Source organism: Parasphingopyxis sp. (assembly GCF_052168275.1).
In the GTDB taxonomy this organism is placed as follows: domain Bacteria; phylum Pseudomonadota; class Alphaproteobacteria; order Sphingomonadales; family Sphingomonadaceae; genus Parasphingopyxis.
Map to the genome: position 1 here is coordinate 1 of NZ_JBQLZM010000035.1, position 17870 is coordinate 17870.

18 protein-coding genes and 1 pseudogene are annotated in these 17870 nt (G+C 63.9%); 9 read left to right on the forward strand and 10 right to left on the reverse strand.

Annotation, left to right across the window (positions count from 1 at the left end; genetic code table 11):
- Positions 1 to 132, reverse strand: a pseudogene (locus ACTS1X_RS03010) (serine--tRNA ligase); the annotation flags it as partial.
- 82 nt (positions 133 to 214) lie between these two features.
- Here ACTS1X_RS03010 and ACTS1X_RS03015 point away from each other — a divergent pair.
- The 3 genes from ACTS1X_RS03015 (at position 215) to dksA (ending at position 2607) form a co-directional block, all read left to right on the forward strand.
- Entirely contained in the window at positions 215 to 658 is a 444-nt protein-coding gene (locus ACTS1X_RS03015) for a host attachment family protein (RefSeq protein ID WP_442612904.1), read from the forward strand.
- Positions 659 to 947: 289 nt separating this feature from the next.
- Positions 948 to 1436, forward strand: coding sequence for a hypothetical protein (locus ACTS1X_RS03020; RefSeq protein ID WP_442612905.1), 489 nt, complete (start codon positions 948 to 950; stop codon positions 1434 to 1436).
- An 805-nt stretch (positions 1437 to 2241) separates the two neighbouring features.
- Positions 2242 to 2607, forward strand: a complete 366-nt coding sequence (gene dksA, locus ACTS1X_RS03025) for an RNA polymerase-binding protein DksA (protein WP_442612919.1) — start codon at positions 2242 to 2244, stop codon at positions 2605 to 2607.
- A 30-nt stretch (positions 2608 to 2637) separates the two neighbouring features.
- Here dksA and ACTS1X_RS03030 read toward each other — a convergent pair whose 3' ends face one another.
- The gene (locus ACTS1X_RS03030; RefSeq protein ID WP_176868100.1) at positions 2638 to 2793 is read right to left on the reverse strand and encodes a DUF465 domain-containing protein; all 156 of its coding nucleotides are present in this window, start codon (positions 2791 to 2793) and stop codon (positions 2638 to 2640) included.
- Positions 2794 to 2921: 128 nt separating this feature from the next.
- Between ACTS1X_RS03030 and ACTS1X_RS03035 the strand changes: the two genes are divergently transcribed.
- On the forward strand, positions 2922 to 3119 hold the full coding sequence (locus ACTS1X_RS03035; protein WP_442612920.1) for a YdcH family protein: 198 nt from the start codon (positions 2922 to 2924) through the stop codon (positions 3117 to 3119).
- A gap of 88 nt (positions 3120 to 3207) precedes the next feature.
- Here the strand turns inward: ACTS1X_RS03035 and ACTS1X_RS03040 are convergent, their stop codons facing one another.
- On the reverse strand, positions 3208 to 3687 hold the full coding sequence (locus ACTS1X_RS03040) for an Hsp20 family protein (RefSeq protein WP_442612906.1): 480 nt from the start codon (positions 3685 to 3687) through the stop codon (positions 3208 to 3210).
- Positions 3688 to 3924: 237 nt separating this feature from the next.
- On the opposite strand from ACTS1X_RS03040, the gene ACTS1X_RS03045 reads away from it, so the two are divergent.
- Complete coding sequence (locus ACTS1X_RS03045) at positions 3925 to 4392, forward strand: DUF1465 family protein (protein WP_442612907.1); 468 nt, start codon at positions 3925 to 3927, stop codon at positions 4390 to 4392.
- Between the two features lie 53 nt (positions 4393 to 4445).
- Here the strand turns inward: ACTS1X_RS03045 and ACTS1X_RS03050 are convergent, their stop codons facing one another.
- Both ACTS1X_RS03050 and ACTS1X_RS03055 read right to left on the reverse strand, forming a co-directional pair.
- Positions 4446 to 5417, reverse strand: a complete 972-nt coding sequence (locus ACTS1X_RS03050; RefSeq protein WP_442612908.1) for an NAD(P)H-dependent flavin oxidoreductase — start codon at positions 5415 to 5417, stop codon at positions 4446 to 4448.
- Between the two features lie 65 nt (positions 5418 to 5482).
- Positions 5483 to 5647, reverse strand: a complete 165-nt coding sequence (locus tag ACTS1X_RS03055) for a hypothetical protein (RefSeq protein ID WP_442612909.1) — start codon at positions 5645 to 5647, stop codon at positions 5483 to 5485.
- A gap of 107 nt (positions 5648 to 5754) precedes the next feature.
- Here ACTS1X_RS03055 and ACTS1X_RS03060 point away from each other — a divergent pair, with 107 nt between their 5' ends.
- The gene (locus ACTS1X_RS03060) at positions 5755 to 6528 is read left to right on the forward strand and encodes a sulfite exporter TauE/SafE family protein (protein WP_442612910.1); all 774 of its coding nucleotides are present in this window, start codon (positions 5755 to 5757) and stop codon (positions 6526 to 6528) included.
- A gap of 19 nt (positions 6529 to 6547) precedes the next feature.
- Here ACTS1X_RS03060 and ACTS1X_RS03065 read toward each other — a convergent pair whose 3' ends face one another.
- Genes ACTS1X_RS03065 through ACTS1X_RS03075 form a run of 3 tightly spaced genes read right to left on the reverse strand, consistent with a single transcriptional unit; the run spans position 6548 to position 8297 of the window.
- Complete coding sequence (locus ACTS1X_RS03065; RefSeq protein WP_442612911.1) at positions 6548 to 7318, reverse strand: Flp family type IVb pilin; 771 nt, start codon at positions 7316 to 7318, stop codon at positions 6548 to 6550.
- Between the two features lie 58 nt (positions 7319 to 7376).
- On the reverse strand, positions 7377 to 7799 hold the full coding sequence (locus tag ACTS1X_RS03070; RefSeq protein WP_442612912.1) for an ion channel: 423 nt from the start codon (positions 7797 to 7799) through the stop codon (positions 7377 to 7379).
- Between the two features lie 9 nt (positions 7800 to 7808).
- Positions 7809 to 8297 carry a hypothetical protein gene (locus ACTS1X_RS03075; protein ID WP_442612913.1) on the reverse strand — a complete coding sequence of 163 codons (489 nt, stop codon included), beginning with the start codon at positions 8295 to 8297 and terminating at the stop codon, positions 7809 to 7811.
- A 237-nt stretch (positions 8298 to 8534) separates the two neighbouring features.
- Here ACTS1X_RS03075 and ACTS1X_RS03080 point away from each other — a divergent pair, with 237 nt between their 5' ends.
- Positions 8535 to 13556 carry a beta strand repeat-containing protein gene (locus tag ACTS1X_RS03080; protein WP_442612914.1) on the forward strand — a complete coding sequence of 1674 codons (5022 nt, stop codon included), beginning with the start codon at positions 8535 to 8537 and terminating at the stop codon, positions 13554 to 13556.
- 67 nt (positions 13557 to 13623) lie between these two features.
- Here the strand turns inward: ACTS1X_RS03080 and ACTS1X_RS03085 are convergent, their stop codons facing one another.
- Positions 13624 to 14850 carry a TCR/Tet family MFS transporter gene (locus ACTS1X_RS03085; protein ID WP_442612915.1) on the reverse strand — a complete coding sequence of 409 codons (1227 nt, stop codon included), beginning with the start codon at positions 14848 to 14850 and terminating at the stop codon, positions 13624 to 13626.
- A 145-nt stretch (positions 14851 to 14995) separates the two neighbouring features.
- The gene (locus tag ACTS1X_RS03090; RefSeq protein WP_442612916.1) at positions 14996 to 16648 is read right to left on the reverse strand and encodes a ShlB/FhaC/HecB family hemolysin secretion/activation protein; all 1653 of its coding nucleotides are present in this window, start codon (positions 16646 to 16648) and stop codon (positions 14996 to 14998) included.
- Between ACTS1X_RS03090 and ACTS1X_RS03095 the strand changes: the two genes are divergently transcribed.
- Both ACTS1X_RS03095 and ACTS1X_RS03100 read left to right on the forward strand, forming a co-directional pair.
- Positions 16629 to 16844, forward strand: coding sequence for a hypothetical protein (locus ACTS1X_RS03095; RefSeq protein WP_442612917.1), 216 nt, complete (start codon positions 16629 to 16631; stop codon positions 16842 to 16844). The genes ACTS1X_RS03090 and ACTS1X_RS03095 overlap by 20 nt on opposite strands.
- On the forward strand, positions 16844 to 17870 hold a 1027-nt coding region (locus ACTS1X_RS03100; RefSeq protein ID WP_442612918.1), incomplete at its 3' end, for a FecR domain-containing protein. The genes ACTS1X_RS03095 and ACTS1X_RS03100, both read left to right, overlap by 1 nt.

Here is a 17870-nt window from a genome sequence, read left to right on the forward strand (position 1 = left end):
CAACTCCGTCAGGAGCTCGCGATTGCGTTCGTCCAAGGCGAGGATCTCGGCGGCTATCGGTTCATGACCGCGCTTCGCCATCGCGGCGTCGAACGCGTCGGGATCGTCCCGGATTTGTTTTAGATCATGCATGGCGGGCGCTATGGCTGGCACAGTCTTTTGGCGCAACCCTCAAGCCCGTCGCGCGTTGGGTTGGCAGAAGGAGAAAAATTCCATGCGAATGCCGAATGATGTCTTCGTCGTGGTCGCCGATGGCCGCAAGATGCTGTTCTTCCGCAACGAGGGCGACGCCGATTATCCGCAGCTCGAACTCGAGCGGAAACGCAAGCAGGACAATCCGCCGAACCGCGAACAGAAGACCGACGAAGCGGGGCGCAGTTTCTCCAGCGCCGGTCCGCGCCGCAGCAAGATGCAGGAGACGGATTATCACCAGCTGGAGGAAGACCGGTTCGCGGCGGAGACCGCCGACCTGCTCTACAAGCGCGCGCATGCCAACGATTTCGAGAAGCTGATCATTGTCGCGCCGCCGAAGACGCTGGGCGAACTCAGGAAGAATTTCCATCGGAGCGTCAGCGACCGGATTATCGGCGAGATCGACAAGGACCTGACCGGTCACACGATCGAGGATATCGAGAAGATCATCAAAGCCGCCGACTGAGCGGTAGGCGACAGGGGCGGAATCAGAAAGCGGCGCAATCCAAAGGGGAGGATTGCGCCGCTTCTCGTCTGTCAGACGAAGTCGGTGTTAGGCAGCCGCCTGTTTTCTCTTCTTCCAGCGCCGGCGCGCGACGAGCGCGGCCGCACCGCCACCGAAGAGCAACAGCATCGGCGGGGCCGGAACATCGGTTCCGCTGCTAGAACCGTTGCTGCTGGAGCCGTGGCTACTCGAACCGTGGCTGCTCGACCCGCGGCTGCTCGAGCCGTGACCGAAGCTGCTGGAGCCGCCGGTGGCACCGCTCGACGTCGAGCTGCTGGTCGACGAACTGCTCGAGGAACTGGTCGAGGACGAGCTGGAACTGCTGGTCGAGGAACTGGTCGAGGACGAACTGCTGACATTGCCCGAGCTGCTGCTCGTCGAGCTCACATTGCCCGAAGAGGTGGTGCTGCTGACATTGCCGGACGATGTCGTGCTGCTGACGCCGCCGGTCGATGTCGAGGACGAGCTGCCGCCCGACGATGTCGAGCTGGAGCTGCCGCCCGTGGACGTCGAACTGCCGCCCGTGGATGTCGAGCTGCTGTTCTCGTTCTTGATGATGATATCGCCTTCGCGGACGAAGAACCCGCCGCCGCCAGACGAGCCGCCGCCGCCGAAGAATCCGCCGAAGAATCCGCCGCCGCCGCCGACAAAGCCGCCGCCGCCGCCGACAACGCCGACTTCGCCGCCGCCGCCGCCAAAGGTCGGGATTTCACCGATGATCGGCGCGGGAACCTCGTAGACCGCCGGCGCGGGTGCTGCGACCTGGTTGGTCACGCTGACCACGGTCGGCGCAGGTGCGCAGGTCGTCGTCCGCTGGATACTGCGAACCCGGCGTATCTTGCGGTGAACGCGGGGCCGGTTGCCGATGCTCCGCGCCGCGACGCGGGGCTGCGCCGTGCGCACTTCGGCGGGTCCGCCTGCCGGCGCTTCGGCCACATGAACCGCACCGCCGCCGACGATCGCGCCGCCGCACGCACAGGCACATAATTTTGCAAGAGCCATTCTGACAGACATCGGCTTTCTCTTTCCTGTTGTTCAGAGTACCGGACCAGTTCTGCCTGTCGGCACTCAGTCCGCTGCTCGACATCGGCACAAGGCATCAAAGAAACATTAATCGCAATATCGTTAACCATGTTTTCAATGGTTAATCAGATGTTTGGACTGCTCGCCTTTCAATTTTCTTGGTTAATGTCCCATTGGGGGGCAGTTTCACCTCCGGATCGCCGCGCGACGCAGATCGTGACGATCGGAACGATTTGCCGGGATAGCGGGGCGCGAACGCCCATTGGGCGATTCGTTGCTTGTACGAACCCGAGCGGATGAGTATAGGCCCGCGCCATGGCGGGACGCCGGATCATCCTTTGATTCGACGCGGTTCTGCGTCGCACGTTTAGTATCAGGCCGGTTCGGCAGTGGAGGAATGGCACATGGCAACAGCCGCGCAATCATCCAAGAAAAGCGGCGCCCGCAAAGCCAGGAAGAACAGCGGCGATCTGAACCGACCTCCCGAAAGCGACATTGTACTGGACCATGACGCGCCGTTCATGGGCGAAGCGCACCAGGCCTATTTCCGGCAGAAACTCCTCGACTGGAAAGCCAGCATCGTGCGCGATGTGGACGGGACGCGCGAGCAGCTGCGCGAAGGGCCGATCCGCGAGCCCGACGCCACCGACCGCGCCTCGAGCGAAACGGACTGGTCGATCGAACTGCGCCGCCGCGACCGGCAGCGGAAACTGGTCGCGAAGATCGATGCCGCGCTCCGGCGACTCGACAAAGGCGAATTCGGTTACTGCGTGGTCACCGGAGAGCCGATCTCGCTGGCGCGGCTCGACGCCCGTCCGATCGCGACGATGACGGTCGAGGCGCAGGAGCGGCACGAGCGCAACGAGCGCCTGACCCGCGACGAATAGACCGCGATCGGTTGGAGCGCCGCGAACCCGTTAATGGGTAACGAGTTTTTCCTTGATCTTCAGCTTCTGTTTCTTGAGTTCGGCGAGTTTTATCTGGTCGGGTGAGGGGCGCTGCATTTCCGCGTTGATCTTCGCGTCGAGGCCGGCATGCTTGGCTTCAAGGGCGGACTCATGAGCATTATCCATCACTCTCTCCTTAGCTGGTATCGGCGAAGCTAACCCAATTCGCCGCCTCTTGTCTGCCCCCAATTTGGCCTCCGGGCGACGGGCCGTGGTCTTGCAACCGCGAGGCGTTGATGACATCGCTTTTGGCCATGGAAGAAGCGATCCTGAGAGTGAAACTGGCAGCGCTGAAATCGGAACATCGCGATCTCGACGGCGCGATCGACGCGCTGCTCGAAGCGCCGGCCAAGGACCAGCTCCAGCTCGCGCGCCTGAAGAAGCGCAAACTGCGCCTGCGGGATGAAATCGCCGAGATCGAGGACCGGCTGCTCCCCGATATCATCGCCTGATCGCCGCGAAGACGCGCCGGTTTGCAGAACGCAAAAAGGGCCGGCCCGGACATCCGGACCGACCCCAATTCTTCAGACCTCCGGCCGCTTAGGCGGCTTCGCGATCCTCGTCGTTATGCGCACCGATCGTTTTCGGGGCATTGTCGCCGCCGCTGATCGCGATCTTGCGCGGCTTCTTCTCTTCGGGGATCTCGCGGACCAGCTCGATATTGAGCAGGCCGTTCGCATAATCCGCGCCGGTCACCTTGATTGTGTCGGCCAGTTCGAAGCGGCGCTCGAAGGCGCGCGTGCCGATGCCGCGATGCAGGAATTCCCGCGAGGCATCGTCTTCGCGTTCGGCGACACGGCCGGTGATGATCAGCACATTTTCATGCACCGTCACATCGAGCTCGTCTTCGGCGAATCCCGCAACCGCCATCGAAATCCGATAGGCGTCGTCACCGAGCTTTTCGATATTGTACGGCGGATAGGCATTGCCTTCGCCGCGGGTTGCCGCGTCGACGAGCCGGTTCAGATTCTCGAAACCGACCGACGAACGGAGGAGGGGGGTAAAATCAAAACTGCGCATGGTCAAAAATCCTTTCGATAAGCGATTTAAGAGTGTTTTCGGCCCGCGGGATAGCCGCGCGGCCTGTCTCGCCCGTCCCGAAAATGGCGACGGCCTCGACACCATCCAGATAGGATTTCGTCGGCGTTTTTCAAGAGGGTGGGGGACGCCCCGTATCGGGACATTTGCCGGTTAACCAGCACCGCTCACCCTGTTTGGGCTTGGGCGGATTGCGCGGCTGTGGCAAGAGGCTCGCCTATGCCGGACGGAGTCGCCCAAACCCAGCTCACGCGCAAGCTCGTGGACTCGCTCTATGTCGAAGCCATGGTTCTGGCGGACGAGGCGCGCGCCTATTTCGAGGACCATGGCGTCGAGGCGCGCGACAGCCTGCCGCCGGCGCAACGCGTCGGTTACGCGGTCGAGTCGCTGAAGGTGACGACGCGCCTCATGCACGTGATCGCCTGGCTGCTGACCTGGCGCGGCGAAGCCAATGGCGAAATCGATGCGGAGCAGGCACGCCACCCCGATCGCCGCCTCGGGCTGACGGCCCGCAGCGACCCCACCATGGTCGACATGCTGCCCGAGGGTGCCCAGCGCCTGATCGTGGCGAGCGAAGAGCTCCACAAGCGCGTCCGGCGCCTGGAGCAGGATCTGCTCGCGCCGCCCGAAGAGCCCAAGGCCAGCCCGGCGCGCAGCCTGCTCGGCCGACTGGAACGGGCGTTCTGATTTTCGTCAGAAGATTCCTTGCCGCGCTGAACGGCAAGGTTCGGTCTGACCAATCAATATAAACGCTCGAGCAGACTTTCCTTCGCCGCGCGGTATTCGGCTTCCAGCCGGTCGACCCGGTCGGCGATGCTCTCGACTTTCTCGACCGCGCCGACGCCCTGGCCCGCGCCCCAGATATCCTTCCAGGCCTTCTTCTCCTGGTTGCCGCCCGAGCCGAAATCCATCGTCTTATAGTCGCCTTCGGGAAGATTGTCGGGATCGAGCCCCGCATTCTCGATCGACTGGCGCAGATAATTGCCCTTCACGCCGGTGAAGAGGTCCGAATAGACGATATCGGCGGCCCGGCCCTCGACCACGCCCTGCTTGTACTCCTCTACGGCATTGGCCTCCTCGGTCGCGATGAAGGCGGAGCCGATATAGGCGAGATCGGCGCCCATCGCCTGCGCGCCGAGGATCGCCGCGCCCGTCGCCATCGAGCCCGAGAGCAGCAGCGGTCCGTCGAACCATTCGCGGATTTCGGAAACCAGTGCGAAGGGCGAAATCGTGCCCGCATGGCCGCCGGCACCCGCCGCGACCGCGATGATCCCGTCCGCGCCCTTTTCGACCGCCTTGCGCGCGAAGCGGTCGTTGATGATGTCGTGCAGCGTGATGCCGCCCCAATTGTGGACCGCGTCGTTCAGTTCGACCCGCGCGCCCAGCGAGGTGATCGTGATCGGCACCTGCCATTTCTCGCAGGTCGCGAGATCCTCTTCGAGCCGGTTGTTCGATTTGTGGACGATCTGGTTGACCGCGAAGGGCGCAGCCGGGCGATCGGGATTGTCCCGGTTGTGCGCGGCCAGTTCCTCGGTGATCTGGTGCAGCCACTCGTCGAGCATCGTCTGAGGCCGGGCGTTCAGCGCCGGGAAGGAACCGACGATCCCCGCCTTGCATTGCGCGATGACGAGTTCCGGACCCGAAATGATGAAGAGGGGCGCGCCGACCAGAGGCAGGCGCAGCGTATCGAAGAGAGGGCTGGGTAAGGTCATTTCGGTTTCCTAGCGAAACTTATTTCGCTGTCCAGCGGGTAATTTGGATGGGCGCGCGCAGCGGCCTATTCCTCCGGCACGAGAATCCGTTCCAGTTCGCCTGCGACGTGGACACGGAACACGACCGCGCGGGCGCCGTCCGGGCCGCCGCGCGGAGAATGGATGGCGCGCGGCGGAATGACGTGGGAATCGCCCGCCGCCTTTTGTTGGGCCTTGGATTTGGCTTTCATCACACATTTCCTTCCTGTTCCGTGCCTGGCCTTGTCAATGGACAAGCGTGGCGACGGGTTCCTCGCCCGGTTTCCTCGTCCCGGTAAACGGCCTAGGGAAGCGCAACATGGTCCAACTCGCCGCCCTGTTCGCGCTGACAGCCTTGCTCTACGCCTCGGTCGGTTTCGGCGGCGGCTCGACCTACAACGCGCTGCTCGTCCTCAACGGCACCGATTATCGCATCCTCCCGGCGATTGCCCTGATCTGCAACATCATCGTCGTCGCGGGGGGCAGCTGGCGCTTCTGGCAGGCCGGCCATGTAAGCCTGGCCAGGATCCTGCCCTGGATAATGCTGTCCGTACCCGCCGCCTGGCTCGGCGGCCGGCTGGCGATATCCGAGACGCTGTTCATCGGGGCTCTGGGCGGATCGCTGCTGATTGCCGGACTGCAGCTCGCGTTCGAGCGCAAGGATGCGGTCGAAGAGCCTCGGTCGCGTCATGTCGCAAGGCCGTTCAGCTACGCGGTGGGCGGCGGTATCGGCTTTCTCTCGGGTATGGTCGGGATCGGCGGCGGCATCTTTCTCGCGCCGGTCCTCTATCTGCTGCGCTGGGGCGGGCCGCGCGAGATAGCGGGCACGGCGAGCGTCTTCATCCTGGTCAACTCGTTGGCCGGTCTGGCCGGGCAGCTGATGAAGCTCGAGGCCGATTACGGCGTGGCCAGTGCGGCGGATCTGCTGCGCGGTTATTGGCTGCTCTTTCCCGCCGTTCTCGTCGGTGGCCAGATCGGTTCGCGCCTTGGCAGCACGCGCATACCGCCGGTTCTCGTCAAGCGGCTGACCGCCGTCCTGATCCTTTATGTCGCCGCGCGGCTGTTGTGGCGCTGGGCCGGAATGATCGGCTGAGGCTGGCCGTCCGCGGCTTTTAACGGCGGCGCCATCCGCGGCCCCGTCCGCGACCGCCCGAACTGGCGCGGCCTCCCGAACTCGCGTTATTGCCGCCGGAGCTGGCATTGTTGCAGCCGCCCGAACTCGCATTGCTGCCGCCCGAACTTGCATTGCCGCAGCCGCCCGTTCCCGGGCCGCCCGAACTTACAACGTTTCCGCCTCTTCCACCGGTGATGATGCCGCCACTCGAACCGCCGCCGGAACCGCCGGAACTGCCGCCCGAACTCGAGCCACCAGCGCTGCTGCCGCCGCCCGAGCCGCTGCCACCCGAGCTGCCACCACTGGAGCTACCGCCACTGGAACTGCCGCTCGACGATCCGTTGTTCGACGATCCTCGGCTCGAGGATCCTCCTGTCGACGAACCACCAGTCGACGAACCGCCGCCCGACGAACTGCCACTGTCGTCACCGCCGGAAGACGAACCGCGCGACGAGGATCCGCTCCCCGACGAGCCGCCGCTGCTGGATCCGCCTCCGGAGGAGCTTGCTCCGGATGAACCGCCTCCGCCTCCGCCGGCGCAGCGGGCCGCGCTGCCGTCGAGACAGTCGCTGACATCCGTCATGCTGTTATTGACCGATCGGCCGCTGTTCGCGACGGCCGCGACAATGCCTATGGCGACGAGCGCTGCGATCATGCCATATTCGATGACCGATGCACCACGCGTGTCGGCGGACAGCTCTGCGAGCTTTCTTGTGATCATATTCCCCATCCCACGGTTGAGGAGGGGGATAGCATGCCGTTCGTCCATAAATTGTTAACGGACGAACGGGGGATATCCGCCGCATAGGGCGGAAATTAGCCGCTTGTTAACCGTAATCCTGATGGATTCCCCGGACTGCCTCGATCAGGAAGGCGGTGGTGAGGCTGAACAGGATGAGCCCGTTGGCGGCGATGAAACCGGACAGCAGGCGCCACGGCTTGTCGAGCAGAACGTCGCCGAAACCGAGCGTGGTGAACGAAACCGCCGAGAAATAGACGGCGTCCTCGAGCTTGGGAAACAGGCCGAGGAGGAGAAAGGCGCCGGCCCATAGCCAGACCGCGATCGTCAGCGCCGCGACCATCCAGAGCGTCATCCCGGTGATGAACATCGTCAGCTTGGCGATCCGGCGTCCGGTAACGATCCGCGCGCCCACCCGGCGCATCGCGACGATGGCAACGCCGATAAAGGCGGCTTCGACGATGACGGTCAGCGCGATCAGGGCCGAGCCGACGACGATCTGGGCAAGCATCGGCGCCTGTTACTCGTCGGTCGATGGCGGCGCAACATAGGGGCGCGGCGCCGCGGGCGGGCTGCAGCCGAGCGCCGAGGCGACGCCTCTGAGATAGGCGCGCCGGGCGACGCCGCGGATATGCAGCTCCAGCAGCCGGCGTTCGCGGTCCTCCGCGCCCGACAGCTCGCGCACCAGGCTGCGAAAGGGAATGAGGCCGCCGACGATCGAAGACGCGCCGCTCTGGACCCGTTCCAGCGTATCGTCGTCTTCGGTCTGCGGCGCATCGGCATCGGGCCCGAGCGCGGCGTCTAGCGTCGCGACTTCCGCGCCGATCGCCGAACAGCGGCGCGGTACGATCGGCTGATAGGGAGAGTCGAGTTCCAACAGCACTTCCGGAACGCGTTCGGCGCGCAGGTTCAGGTCGCTGAGCGGCGTGAGCGCGACTTCGCCGACCGCCTCCCCGATCTCCTCCGCCGAGGCGCCATTGCCGTCCTGGGCGTGGGCGGCGTGAGACATCGCCAGGGGCAACAGGGCTGCCGCCGCCGTGATTTTGGAGATCAACGCAAGTCTCATGATGCCAACCCCGCAAAAGGCCATCGATAGCCGATTCTGCGCCCATCGTCAGCAATCTGCGGGACAAATTCGACTGGCACATTTTGAGACAAATCCGGCAGCATTGTGCGTTGACCCCATATTAACCGCAATTTAGAACCGGCGGATATCGCCGTGGGGGTGGACAAAGAGGGGGGATCGATGGCGATCTTGCGTCCGCACATCTTCGCAGGCTATCGGCCGGCAACAATTTCCGGACCAGTGGGCATGCTCGGCGCCGCACGGATGGGTACCGCGCTGGCGGGGATCGCCTCGGCGCTGGCGCTCGCGTCTCCCGCCAGCGCCGCAAATGAGTGCGGCGCCGTGCCGGCGGGCGGCGGGACGGTGATCTGCGACCCGGGCGACAATCCGTTTCCCGACGGCATCATCTACATCAGCCCCGTCGATCCGGTCACCGTCGTGCTCGGCGATACGATCATCGTGAACACGGACGCCGATTTCGAACCGGGCGTCGGAATCACCGGCGGCGCCGGCGCCATCGCTGTCGAACATGACGGATCGATAACGACGGCGGGCGACTATTCGACCGGGATCGACGTTCTCACGACGACGGGCGATATTACCGTTTCGGGATCCGGAGACATTTCCACGCTCGGCGAATATTCGGATGGCGCGGTGCTCTACAGCACCGACGGCGCGATTTCCTTCACGAATAGCGGGACGATTTCGACCGGGGGGAACGACAGCTACGGCGTCTATGCATATTCGGAGAATGGCAATGTCGGGGTTTCGGTCGCCAATGTAGCGACGCTCGGCGGAGATGCAGTCGGCGTTTATGCGTCGAGCCGAACGGGCGCCGTGTCGATCATGGCGAGCGGTGCCGTTTCGACCGAAGGATCCTCTTCGGCAGGTATTGTCGGCTTGAGCTATTCCGGCGGCGTTTCGATCGCCTCGACCGGTTCGGTCAGCACGACGGGTGACAGCTCCGTGGGCGTTGTAGGCGTGAGCTATTCCGGGGCCGTCGATATCTCGGTCGTGGACGTGTCGACCGCCGGTGTCGGGTCGACCGGGATAAGGGCGTATGCCGACTCCGGCGCCATCATCATTACCGGCACGGGCATGATTTCGACCGAGGACGACTTTTCCAGGGGAGTGGAGGCGTTTTCCGTCTCCGGCGATGTTGTGGTCGATGTCGCAAATGTGTCGACCCAGGGCTTTTCGAGTACCGGTATTCTGGTCCTCAACCAGACCGGATCGGTTTCGATTTCGGCGTCCGGCCCGATCACGACGATCGGCGACAACTCGCTTGGCGTATATGCCTATACCGGTACCGGGGCGGTCGATGTCGGTGTCGCCGACATTTCAACCGCCGGTGATGGTGCCGACGGCGTATTGGTAAATTCCTATTCGGGGGCCGTTTCGGTCACGAGTACGGGTACCATTTCGACGGCCGGCGATCCCGATTTCGAAGGCGGCGACAGCGACGGGATCGATGTCGAAACCTTCAACGGCGATATCGCGATCGCCGCGAACGCCATTTCGACCTTGGGACAAGAAGCGCAGGGTATCGATGTCGATACTGTATATGGAGAAGTCGACGTCACCGTGGTCGGCGCGATTTCGACGGCGGGCGACGATTCCGAGGGTGTCGATATCGAAGCCGACTATAGCGGCGTATCCGTCTCCGTGGCGTCGATCACGACTCTGGGCGAGGATTCCGAAGCGATCGATGTCGAAAGCTACACCGGCCCCATCAGCGTCGCGGCCTCCGGAACGCTTTCCACGACCGGCGATTATTCGGTCGGCATCGAGATAGACACCTATCTCGGTGACATCGCCATCGCCGCCGGCGCTATTTCGACCGCGGGCGATTATGCCGAGGGCGTCGACGTCTACAGCGCATCCGGTGCCGTCAATATTTCCACCGGTGCGGTGTCGACCGCCGGTAGACAGTCCGAAGGCATCGACGTCACGACGGACAGCGGCAATATTGCCGTTTCGGCGACGTCGATCACGACCACCGGCGCCTATGCCGAAGGGGTCGATGCGGTGAGCGCCGGCGGTGATATCGGCGTTACGGTTTCCGGGCCGATCGCAACGTCGGGTACGGAATCCTACGGCGTCTATGCCGCGACGACGGGCATGGGCGCGATCGCCATATCGGTCGCGGACGTCTCGACCGCGGGCGACGATGCGACCGCGATTTTCGCTACCACGGTCGACGGTGGTATCAGCATCGCCGCGGCGGGGTCGGTTGCGACGCAAGGGGCAGATGCCAACGGTATCCATGCGTCGAGTACCGCCGGGAACATCGGTGTTACCGCGGGCTCGATCTCGACGGCCGGCAATAACTCCATCGGCGTCCAAGCTACAAGTACGAGCGGCGATGTGAGCGTTGCCGCGACCGGCACAATATCAACGGTTGGCTCCTACTCTACCGCAATTGAAATTATGGCCAATTACGGGGCCGTAAACGTTGCCGCAAATGATGTCATGACGACCGGCTATTATTCGGCCGGCATCGATATTGTGAGCGTGACGGGCGATGTCGGCGTTTCGGCTGGAGCCATATCGACGGCAGGCGACCGCGCGAACGGTTTGGACGTCTTTTCGACAAACGGTGACGTGGACGCTGCGATAGGCAATGTCACGACGAGCGGGGACTATTCGGTTGCCGTGAACACCTTCACCCAAATGGGTAACGTCGGCGTGTCGGCAGGCGCGATATCGACGGACGGCATCTTGTCCCACGGCATGAATCTGACAAGCCGATCCGGTGGCGATATCTCGGCATTCGCTGCGTCGATCTCCACAACCGGCAATGTTTCGCACGGCGTCCGGATATTCACCACAGGTAGTGGTGCCGATGTCGATATATCGATCTCCGGAATGGTGAGCACCACGCGCAACAGTTCCCGAGGTTTCGATGCGCTGCTCGATGCCGGAAACATCACTATAAGTGCCGGTTCCGTCAATACGGCGGGCGACAATGCCGAAGGCATGCGGATCGAAATCCAGATTGCTGGCGACATCGGCATCACGACCGGTACAATCACCACGGCCGGCGACGGTTCCGAAGCGATCCTCGCGACTACCGAAGAAGGAGACATTTCGGTCAGCGCGACTGGCGCTATTGCGACGAGCGGCGACGATGCGACCGCGATTTCGGCGATCAGCCAGGACGGCGACATACTCATAGCCGCCAGCGGCGCGATAACGACCACCGGTGCGGGATCGCTGGGCGTCGACGCACGGACCTATGGCAGCGATATCACGATCGGCGTCACGGACGTTTCGACCCAGGCCGACGACACCGACGCGGTCAGCGCCCTGTCGACCGACGGCGAAATCGATGTGACCTCGACGGGCACGATCACGACCGCCGGCGACAATTCGGCCGGCGTCGAAGCGATCGGCCAGGCCGGCGGCGTATCCGTGAGCGTCAACAATGTCGCGACCATCGGCACCGGTTCGCTGGCCGTCTATGCGTCGGGCGCGGCATCCGCGGCGGTCGCAGTGACGGGAGCGGTGACGACGGTATCGGGCAATGCGATCCGGGCGCTTTCCGATGGCGACGTATCCGTGGACGTCACGGCTTCGGGCAACATCACGGGCGGTGGCAATGGTGTCGCGGCGACCACGACCGGCGGTGCGATCGCCGTCACCAATGCCGGCATCATGAACAGCGGCGGCGGTTTTGCGCTGGTCGCCACGGGCGGGGCAACCAGCCTCGCCAATAGCGGTTTCGTCAATGGCGGCATCCGGACCAGCGCGTTCGACGACAGCGTCGACAATAGCGGCCGTTTCAATGCGCGGTTCGACAGCGATTTCGGAGACGGGACCGACAGTTTCGACAATAGCGGCACGGTCAGCGTCGACGGGATCATCACCTTCATCGGGCTGGAGAGTTTCCGCAACAGCGGCCTCGTCACGATGGTCGACGGCGCCGAGGGCGACCGGCTCATCCTGCCCGGCACCTATGTCGGGACCGGCGCGCTCGGACTCGACGTCAATTTCGACGGGGCGGGGTCGGCCGATGTGCTGGTCGTGGGCGGCGCGGCGACCGGCGATACGACGCTGCTGGTGAGTGAGGCTGGCGCGAGCCCCAATTTCGGATTCGGCACGAATTTCGACCAGCTTATCTTGGTGGTCGACGCCGGCGCGGGAACCGCGGGCGATGCGTTCGATCTCCCCAACGGCGCGCTCACCGTCGGTTTCCTGACCTATGACGTGTTCTACGACGCGCCCAATTTCGATTTCTACCTGCGGACCGCGGCGGGGACACCGGTGTTCCAGACGCTGAAAATCGGCGAGGGCGCCGACGAGCTCTGGTACCGGTCCGCCGATGCCTGGGGCGCGCACATGACCGCGCGGCGCGACGCGCCCGCCGTGCGGCGTACGCCGTTCTGGATGCAGGTCTATGCGGCCAATTCGAGCCGCGACGAAAGCGCGACCTACAATGGCGGCGGCTTCACCCAGACCATCCGGCTCGACTACAAGCAGGATTATTACGGTTTTCAAAGCGGTTACGAGTTCGGGGCCGGCGCCGCCGAAGGGGAGGGCGTCGTGTTCGGCGCGACCGGCGGCTATCTGAGTTCGCACATGGCCTTTTCGGGCACCGCCGACCGGATCCGGTACGAAGATGTCAATATCGGCGTCTATGCCGGCTATGTCTCGGGCGGCTTCTACGCCAATGCGCTCGCCAAATATGATGCCCTCACCGCCGATGTCCGCAACGTCACCGCGGGCTATGCGACCGATCTCGACGGCGAGACTTACGGCGTGCGGTTCGAGACCGGTTATCGCTGGCAGACCGCTGGCGGCTTTTTCGCCGAACCCGTGGTCAGCATCGAATATATCCGGACCGATCTCGACGATATCAACGCGCTCGGGGCGACGGTCAGTTTCGACGATTATGACGGGTTGCGCGGCCAAGCGGGCTTGCGTTTGGGCGGCGAGACGGCTCTCGGCGGCGGCACGCTCACCTATTATCTCGGCGGCCGGGTCGTGCACGAGTTCGAGGGCGAGGGCCGCATCATATTCACCAGCGGCTCGTCGACCATCGGCGTCACCAACGAACCGCTCGACACCTATGGCCGGTTCGAGATCGGGCTGAACATCCTGTCCGCGGCCGGCGTCAGCGGCTTTTTCGAGGCCAATGCCGATATCAACGACGATTATCGCGGCTTTGGCGGCCGGGCCGGGATCCGGATTCCCTTCTGACGGCCGGCCGGCAAAACGCTAGAAAACCGCTTCCCTCGGGCCGGCGCCCGGTCCGGGGGCGGGTCTGTCACCGCAATCCCGCCGTTCTTTTCAGCGTGAGGATCAGCATGATCGCCGCGGCCGCCGTCAGCGCCGCGGCGACGACGAACGGCGCGCCCGGAAAATAGAGGCCGCTATCGTCGGCATAGGCGCCGAATATGCCGGTCATCAGCGGCGGGCCGAGTACGCTCGTCAGGCTGATCGTGCTCGCGATCGCGCCCTGCAGTTCGCCTTGCGCATCCTCCCCGATGCGGGCGGTCATCAGCTGCTGCATCGCCGGAAAGGTCATGCCCGCCACGGCGCCCACTAAAATGCCGATGATCATGTGCGTGGTCGAGGCCGCGAATGCGAGGATCAGATAGCTCGGGATGGCGAACAGCAGCGCGACGGCGGCGGTCGGCACGGCGCCGAACCGCCGGATCGACAGGCCCGTCGCCACGCCCTGTGACAGGGCCAGCAATGTTCCGTAGAGCGTAACCGTGAGCCCGATCGTGAGCGTGCTCCAGGCGAATTTCTCGATGCCGTAATAGGCCCAGACCGTAACGCTCGCCTGCGAGGCGAGCTGCATGAGGAAGATCGCGATCAGGCAGCCGAGCACCAGCGGCGTCTTCGAGAGCTGCAGGATGCTGCCGAGGGGGTTCGCGCGCGTCAGGGCAAAGCGTCGCCGTCTTTCGGGCGGCAGCGTTTCCTTCAGCACGAACCAGCCGATCGCGGCGCCGGAAAGCGCCAATATGCTCGCTGCGATGAACGGCAATCGCACGCCGAAACCGCCGAGCAGGCCGCCGATCGCCGGGCCGAGCACGAAGCCGGCCGCGCCGCATGCGCCGAGTATGCCGAAAACGCGCCCGCGATCTTCGGTCCGCACCGTATCGGCGACGCAGCTGTTCGCGGCGGCCCAGGTCGCGCCCATGACGCCCGATATGAGCCGCCCGACGAACAACCAGGCGAGGGTCGGCGCCCAGGCCATCAATGCATAGTCGAGCCCCAGCGCCGTCAAGGTGAACAGCAATACCGGCCGCCGGCCGTAACGGTCCGACAGACCGCCGATAATCGGCGCCCACAGGAATTGCATGATCGCGTAGGAGAAGAACAGCCAACCGCCGATCTCCGCCGCGCGATCGATCGTGACGCCGGTCAGTCCGATCACCAGATCGGGCATCACCGGCAGGATCAGCCCGATCCCGGCCATGTCGATAAAGACGATGAACCCGATCAGCGCCAGGCTCGCGCGCGTTCCGTCCCTTCGTGCATCCATGCCCTTTGCCCCCTTGACCGCCTCCGAAGGTCACACCGATGCGCGCGATGGTTCACGGACACGGCAAAAAAAAGCGTAGCGCGAGAGACGGGTTCCGCCAATCCGTGCGACCGGCGAAGGCGGGGATGCTGCCTGTCCGCCGGTTCTAGAAATCGGCGCCCAAAACGAAGCGCAGCCGCGGACTGCGATCGCCGCTGTCGAAACGATCCGCGTTCAGCGGGAGTGCGGCCTCGACGCCGATATGGATGGTGTCGGCTATACGGACCCGCGCGCCGCCGCCTGCCGAGGTCAATCGTCCGCCCCCGCCGCCATTACCGAGATTTCTCACCCCTGCGGCGTCGAAAAACGCATAAAATTGCAGGTTATCAATATTTTCTGATACATTATTGATATCGTATCGAACTTCCAGCACGCCCGCGATGCCATTTTCTCCCGACCGTTCGTAATAATCGTAGCCGCGGCCGAAATAGGGGCCCCCGATGCCGAATTCGTCGCCCGCGAGCAGTTCGCGGGTCGCCAGCTGCGCCTGGCCGGTCAACTCGACGCTGAAACCGCCACCCAGGGGCTGCCAGAGCCGGCCATAGAGCTCGAGCTTGGTGAAGCGGCCGCTGCCGTCGAACCGTGACGTCAAGGCGTCACCCTCCCGCGAGGCGTTGAAAATCCCGAGCCCCTGGACGACCCGTCCGCTTCCGCTCAGATAGCCTTCGCCGAGCTGCACATAGCCGTTGAGGCCGATCTGCGCGGTCGTCACGCGGTCTTCGCGGACCGGGACGCCGCTCTCGTCCTGCATCGTCTTGCGATAATGCAGCGCGGCGCTGGCCCACAGGCTGGCGCCGCGCTCCCGAATCAGCGGATGGCGGATGGTTGCCGAGGCGCCGATGCTGTCGCCGCCCCGATCGGTGATCCGTGCCGTGTCCTCGGGGTTCGAGCGCGCATAATAGCCGCTGAAACCGACCGTCGTGCCGTCGTCGCCGAGCGGAATGTCGTAAGAGAGCCGGACAAGCGCGAAATCGCCGGGCTCGAAGGGCGTCCCGTTTGCGGAAATCTGCACTCTGTCGCCATCGGTCAGCGCGCCGTTGAGCGCCACGCCGCCCTGCAGGCGCCAGGGCCCGACCGCCTCGCTGCCGTCATTGCTGAGCCGCGCCCAACCGCTGACCGTGTCTTCTTCAACCGAAACCTGCAGGACTCCGCGATTCTCCTGCCGGAAAAACTGGGTGCCCGTGATCCGGATCCCGGGAAGGTCGTTGGCGAGAAGCAGTTTCCGTTCCAGCCGTTCTTCGGTCACCGGCTCGTTGTCGGCCAGCGGCGCCAATATCCGTTCGACGGCCCGGTTGCCGTTGCCGGCATACCGGATTTCCGCGATCCTGCCCTCATCGACCGATACCCGCAGCATCCCGGTATCGAGGCGCTGGGGCGCGATCCGGGCGCTGGCGAAGATATAGCCCTCGTCCTGGAGAACGCGGGCGACGGCGGTCGAAAGCTGCTGCAAATCCTCGGGCGACAGCGTACGCCCGATAAAGTCTTCGATCGCCGGGACGAAGCGGCTGGCGGGGAGCGCCGTGTTCTCGACGCGGATGGCGCCGACAAACACGCCGTTTTCCGCATCGACCCGCGCCGATCGCTCGACCGGTGCATCGGGCAGGATGACGTCGTCGACGATGTCCGGCGGCGCTTGGCGTCCGAACTCGTCTTCGATGATCCCCGGGTCGGTGCGGTCGAGCGAATCCTGAGCCGCCGCAGGCGCGGCGAACGTCAGGAACAGGCCGAAAAAAGCGAGAATGAAATTCGCGCTGCGCATCAATCTTCGAAACCCCAAAACGGCGATTAATCGCGCGATAGCAGGGGGATCGCTAAGAAAGGCTTTACGTCGCGCTTCCGGTAAAGCTGTTGTTAACCCGGTTTCCACAGAAGTGGGTAATGACGGAGCGCTATCACGCCCCATGAAGTCATTCCGCAAATACCATCAAAGCGGATCGAAACTTGGGGAAATATAATGCGTAAATACGGCTTTTGCCTCATTCCGGCGCTCATGCTGACGACGCAACCCGCCTGGGCCGACGGTCCGCGCTGGCGCGTCACCGAAGCGAGCGGGGATGTGCAGGTGATGCGCTCGGGCGTTTCGCGCACCGCCACCCGCGGCGGCATGCTCTATTCGGGCGACATTCTGGTGACCGGCGATCGCGGCCGGGCCGTGGTGACCCGCGGCGAGGAATATATGATCGTTTCACCGTCCTCGCGGCTGCGTCTGCCGGGCGACACACGTTCGGGTGGAATTACGCAGATAATTGAAGAGGTTGGGAACGTTATTTACAACGTTCAGAGAAGAAATCATCAGCATTTCAGCGTCGAAACGCCGTATCTCGCGGCCGTGGTCAAAGGTACGACCTTTTCGGTGACCGTCGACGAGAGCGGATCTTCCGTCCAGGTCCTGGAGGGACTGGTCGAAGTATCGACGCTCGACGGCGGCGCCAGCGATCTCGTCGAACCGGGCGAAGTCGCGCTGGTTGCGACCAGCGATCGTTATCGCCTGACCGTCGAGGGCGACGAAACCCGGGTCATCCAGTCGCCCAACACGCCGGCCGATGGAGTCACGACGTCGAGCGCGTCCAACGGCCGCGTCGTGACGGCTGCCTTTACGGGTCCGGCAGCCGGCTATTCGGTCGATGAGATCCGGTCCGAGATTCGGGCCGCGCCGGTTTCGATCAACATGCTGACCGATGGACTTGTCGGCGGCGAGACCGAGACCGGACTCGAATATGCGGTTGCCGATATCGGCGGCGAGAATTCGGGCAGCGAAGCCATTTTCCAGGAGATGGCGGGCGACGACAATAATAACGGCCATGGCAACGATGCCGACGGGGTCGACGAAAGCAATCCCGGTAACGGCGGCGGCAACGGCAACGGTAACGGTGGCGGAAACGGCAACGGTAACGGTGGCGGAAACGGCAACGGTAACGGCGGCGGCAACGGCAACGGTAACGGTGGCGGAAACGGCAACGGTAACGGTGGCGGAAACGGCA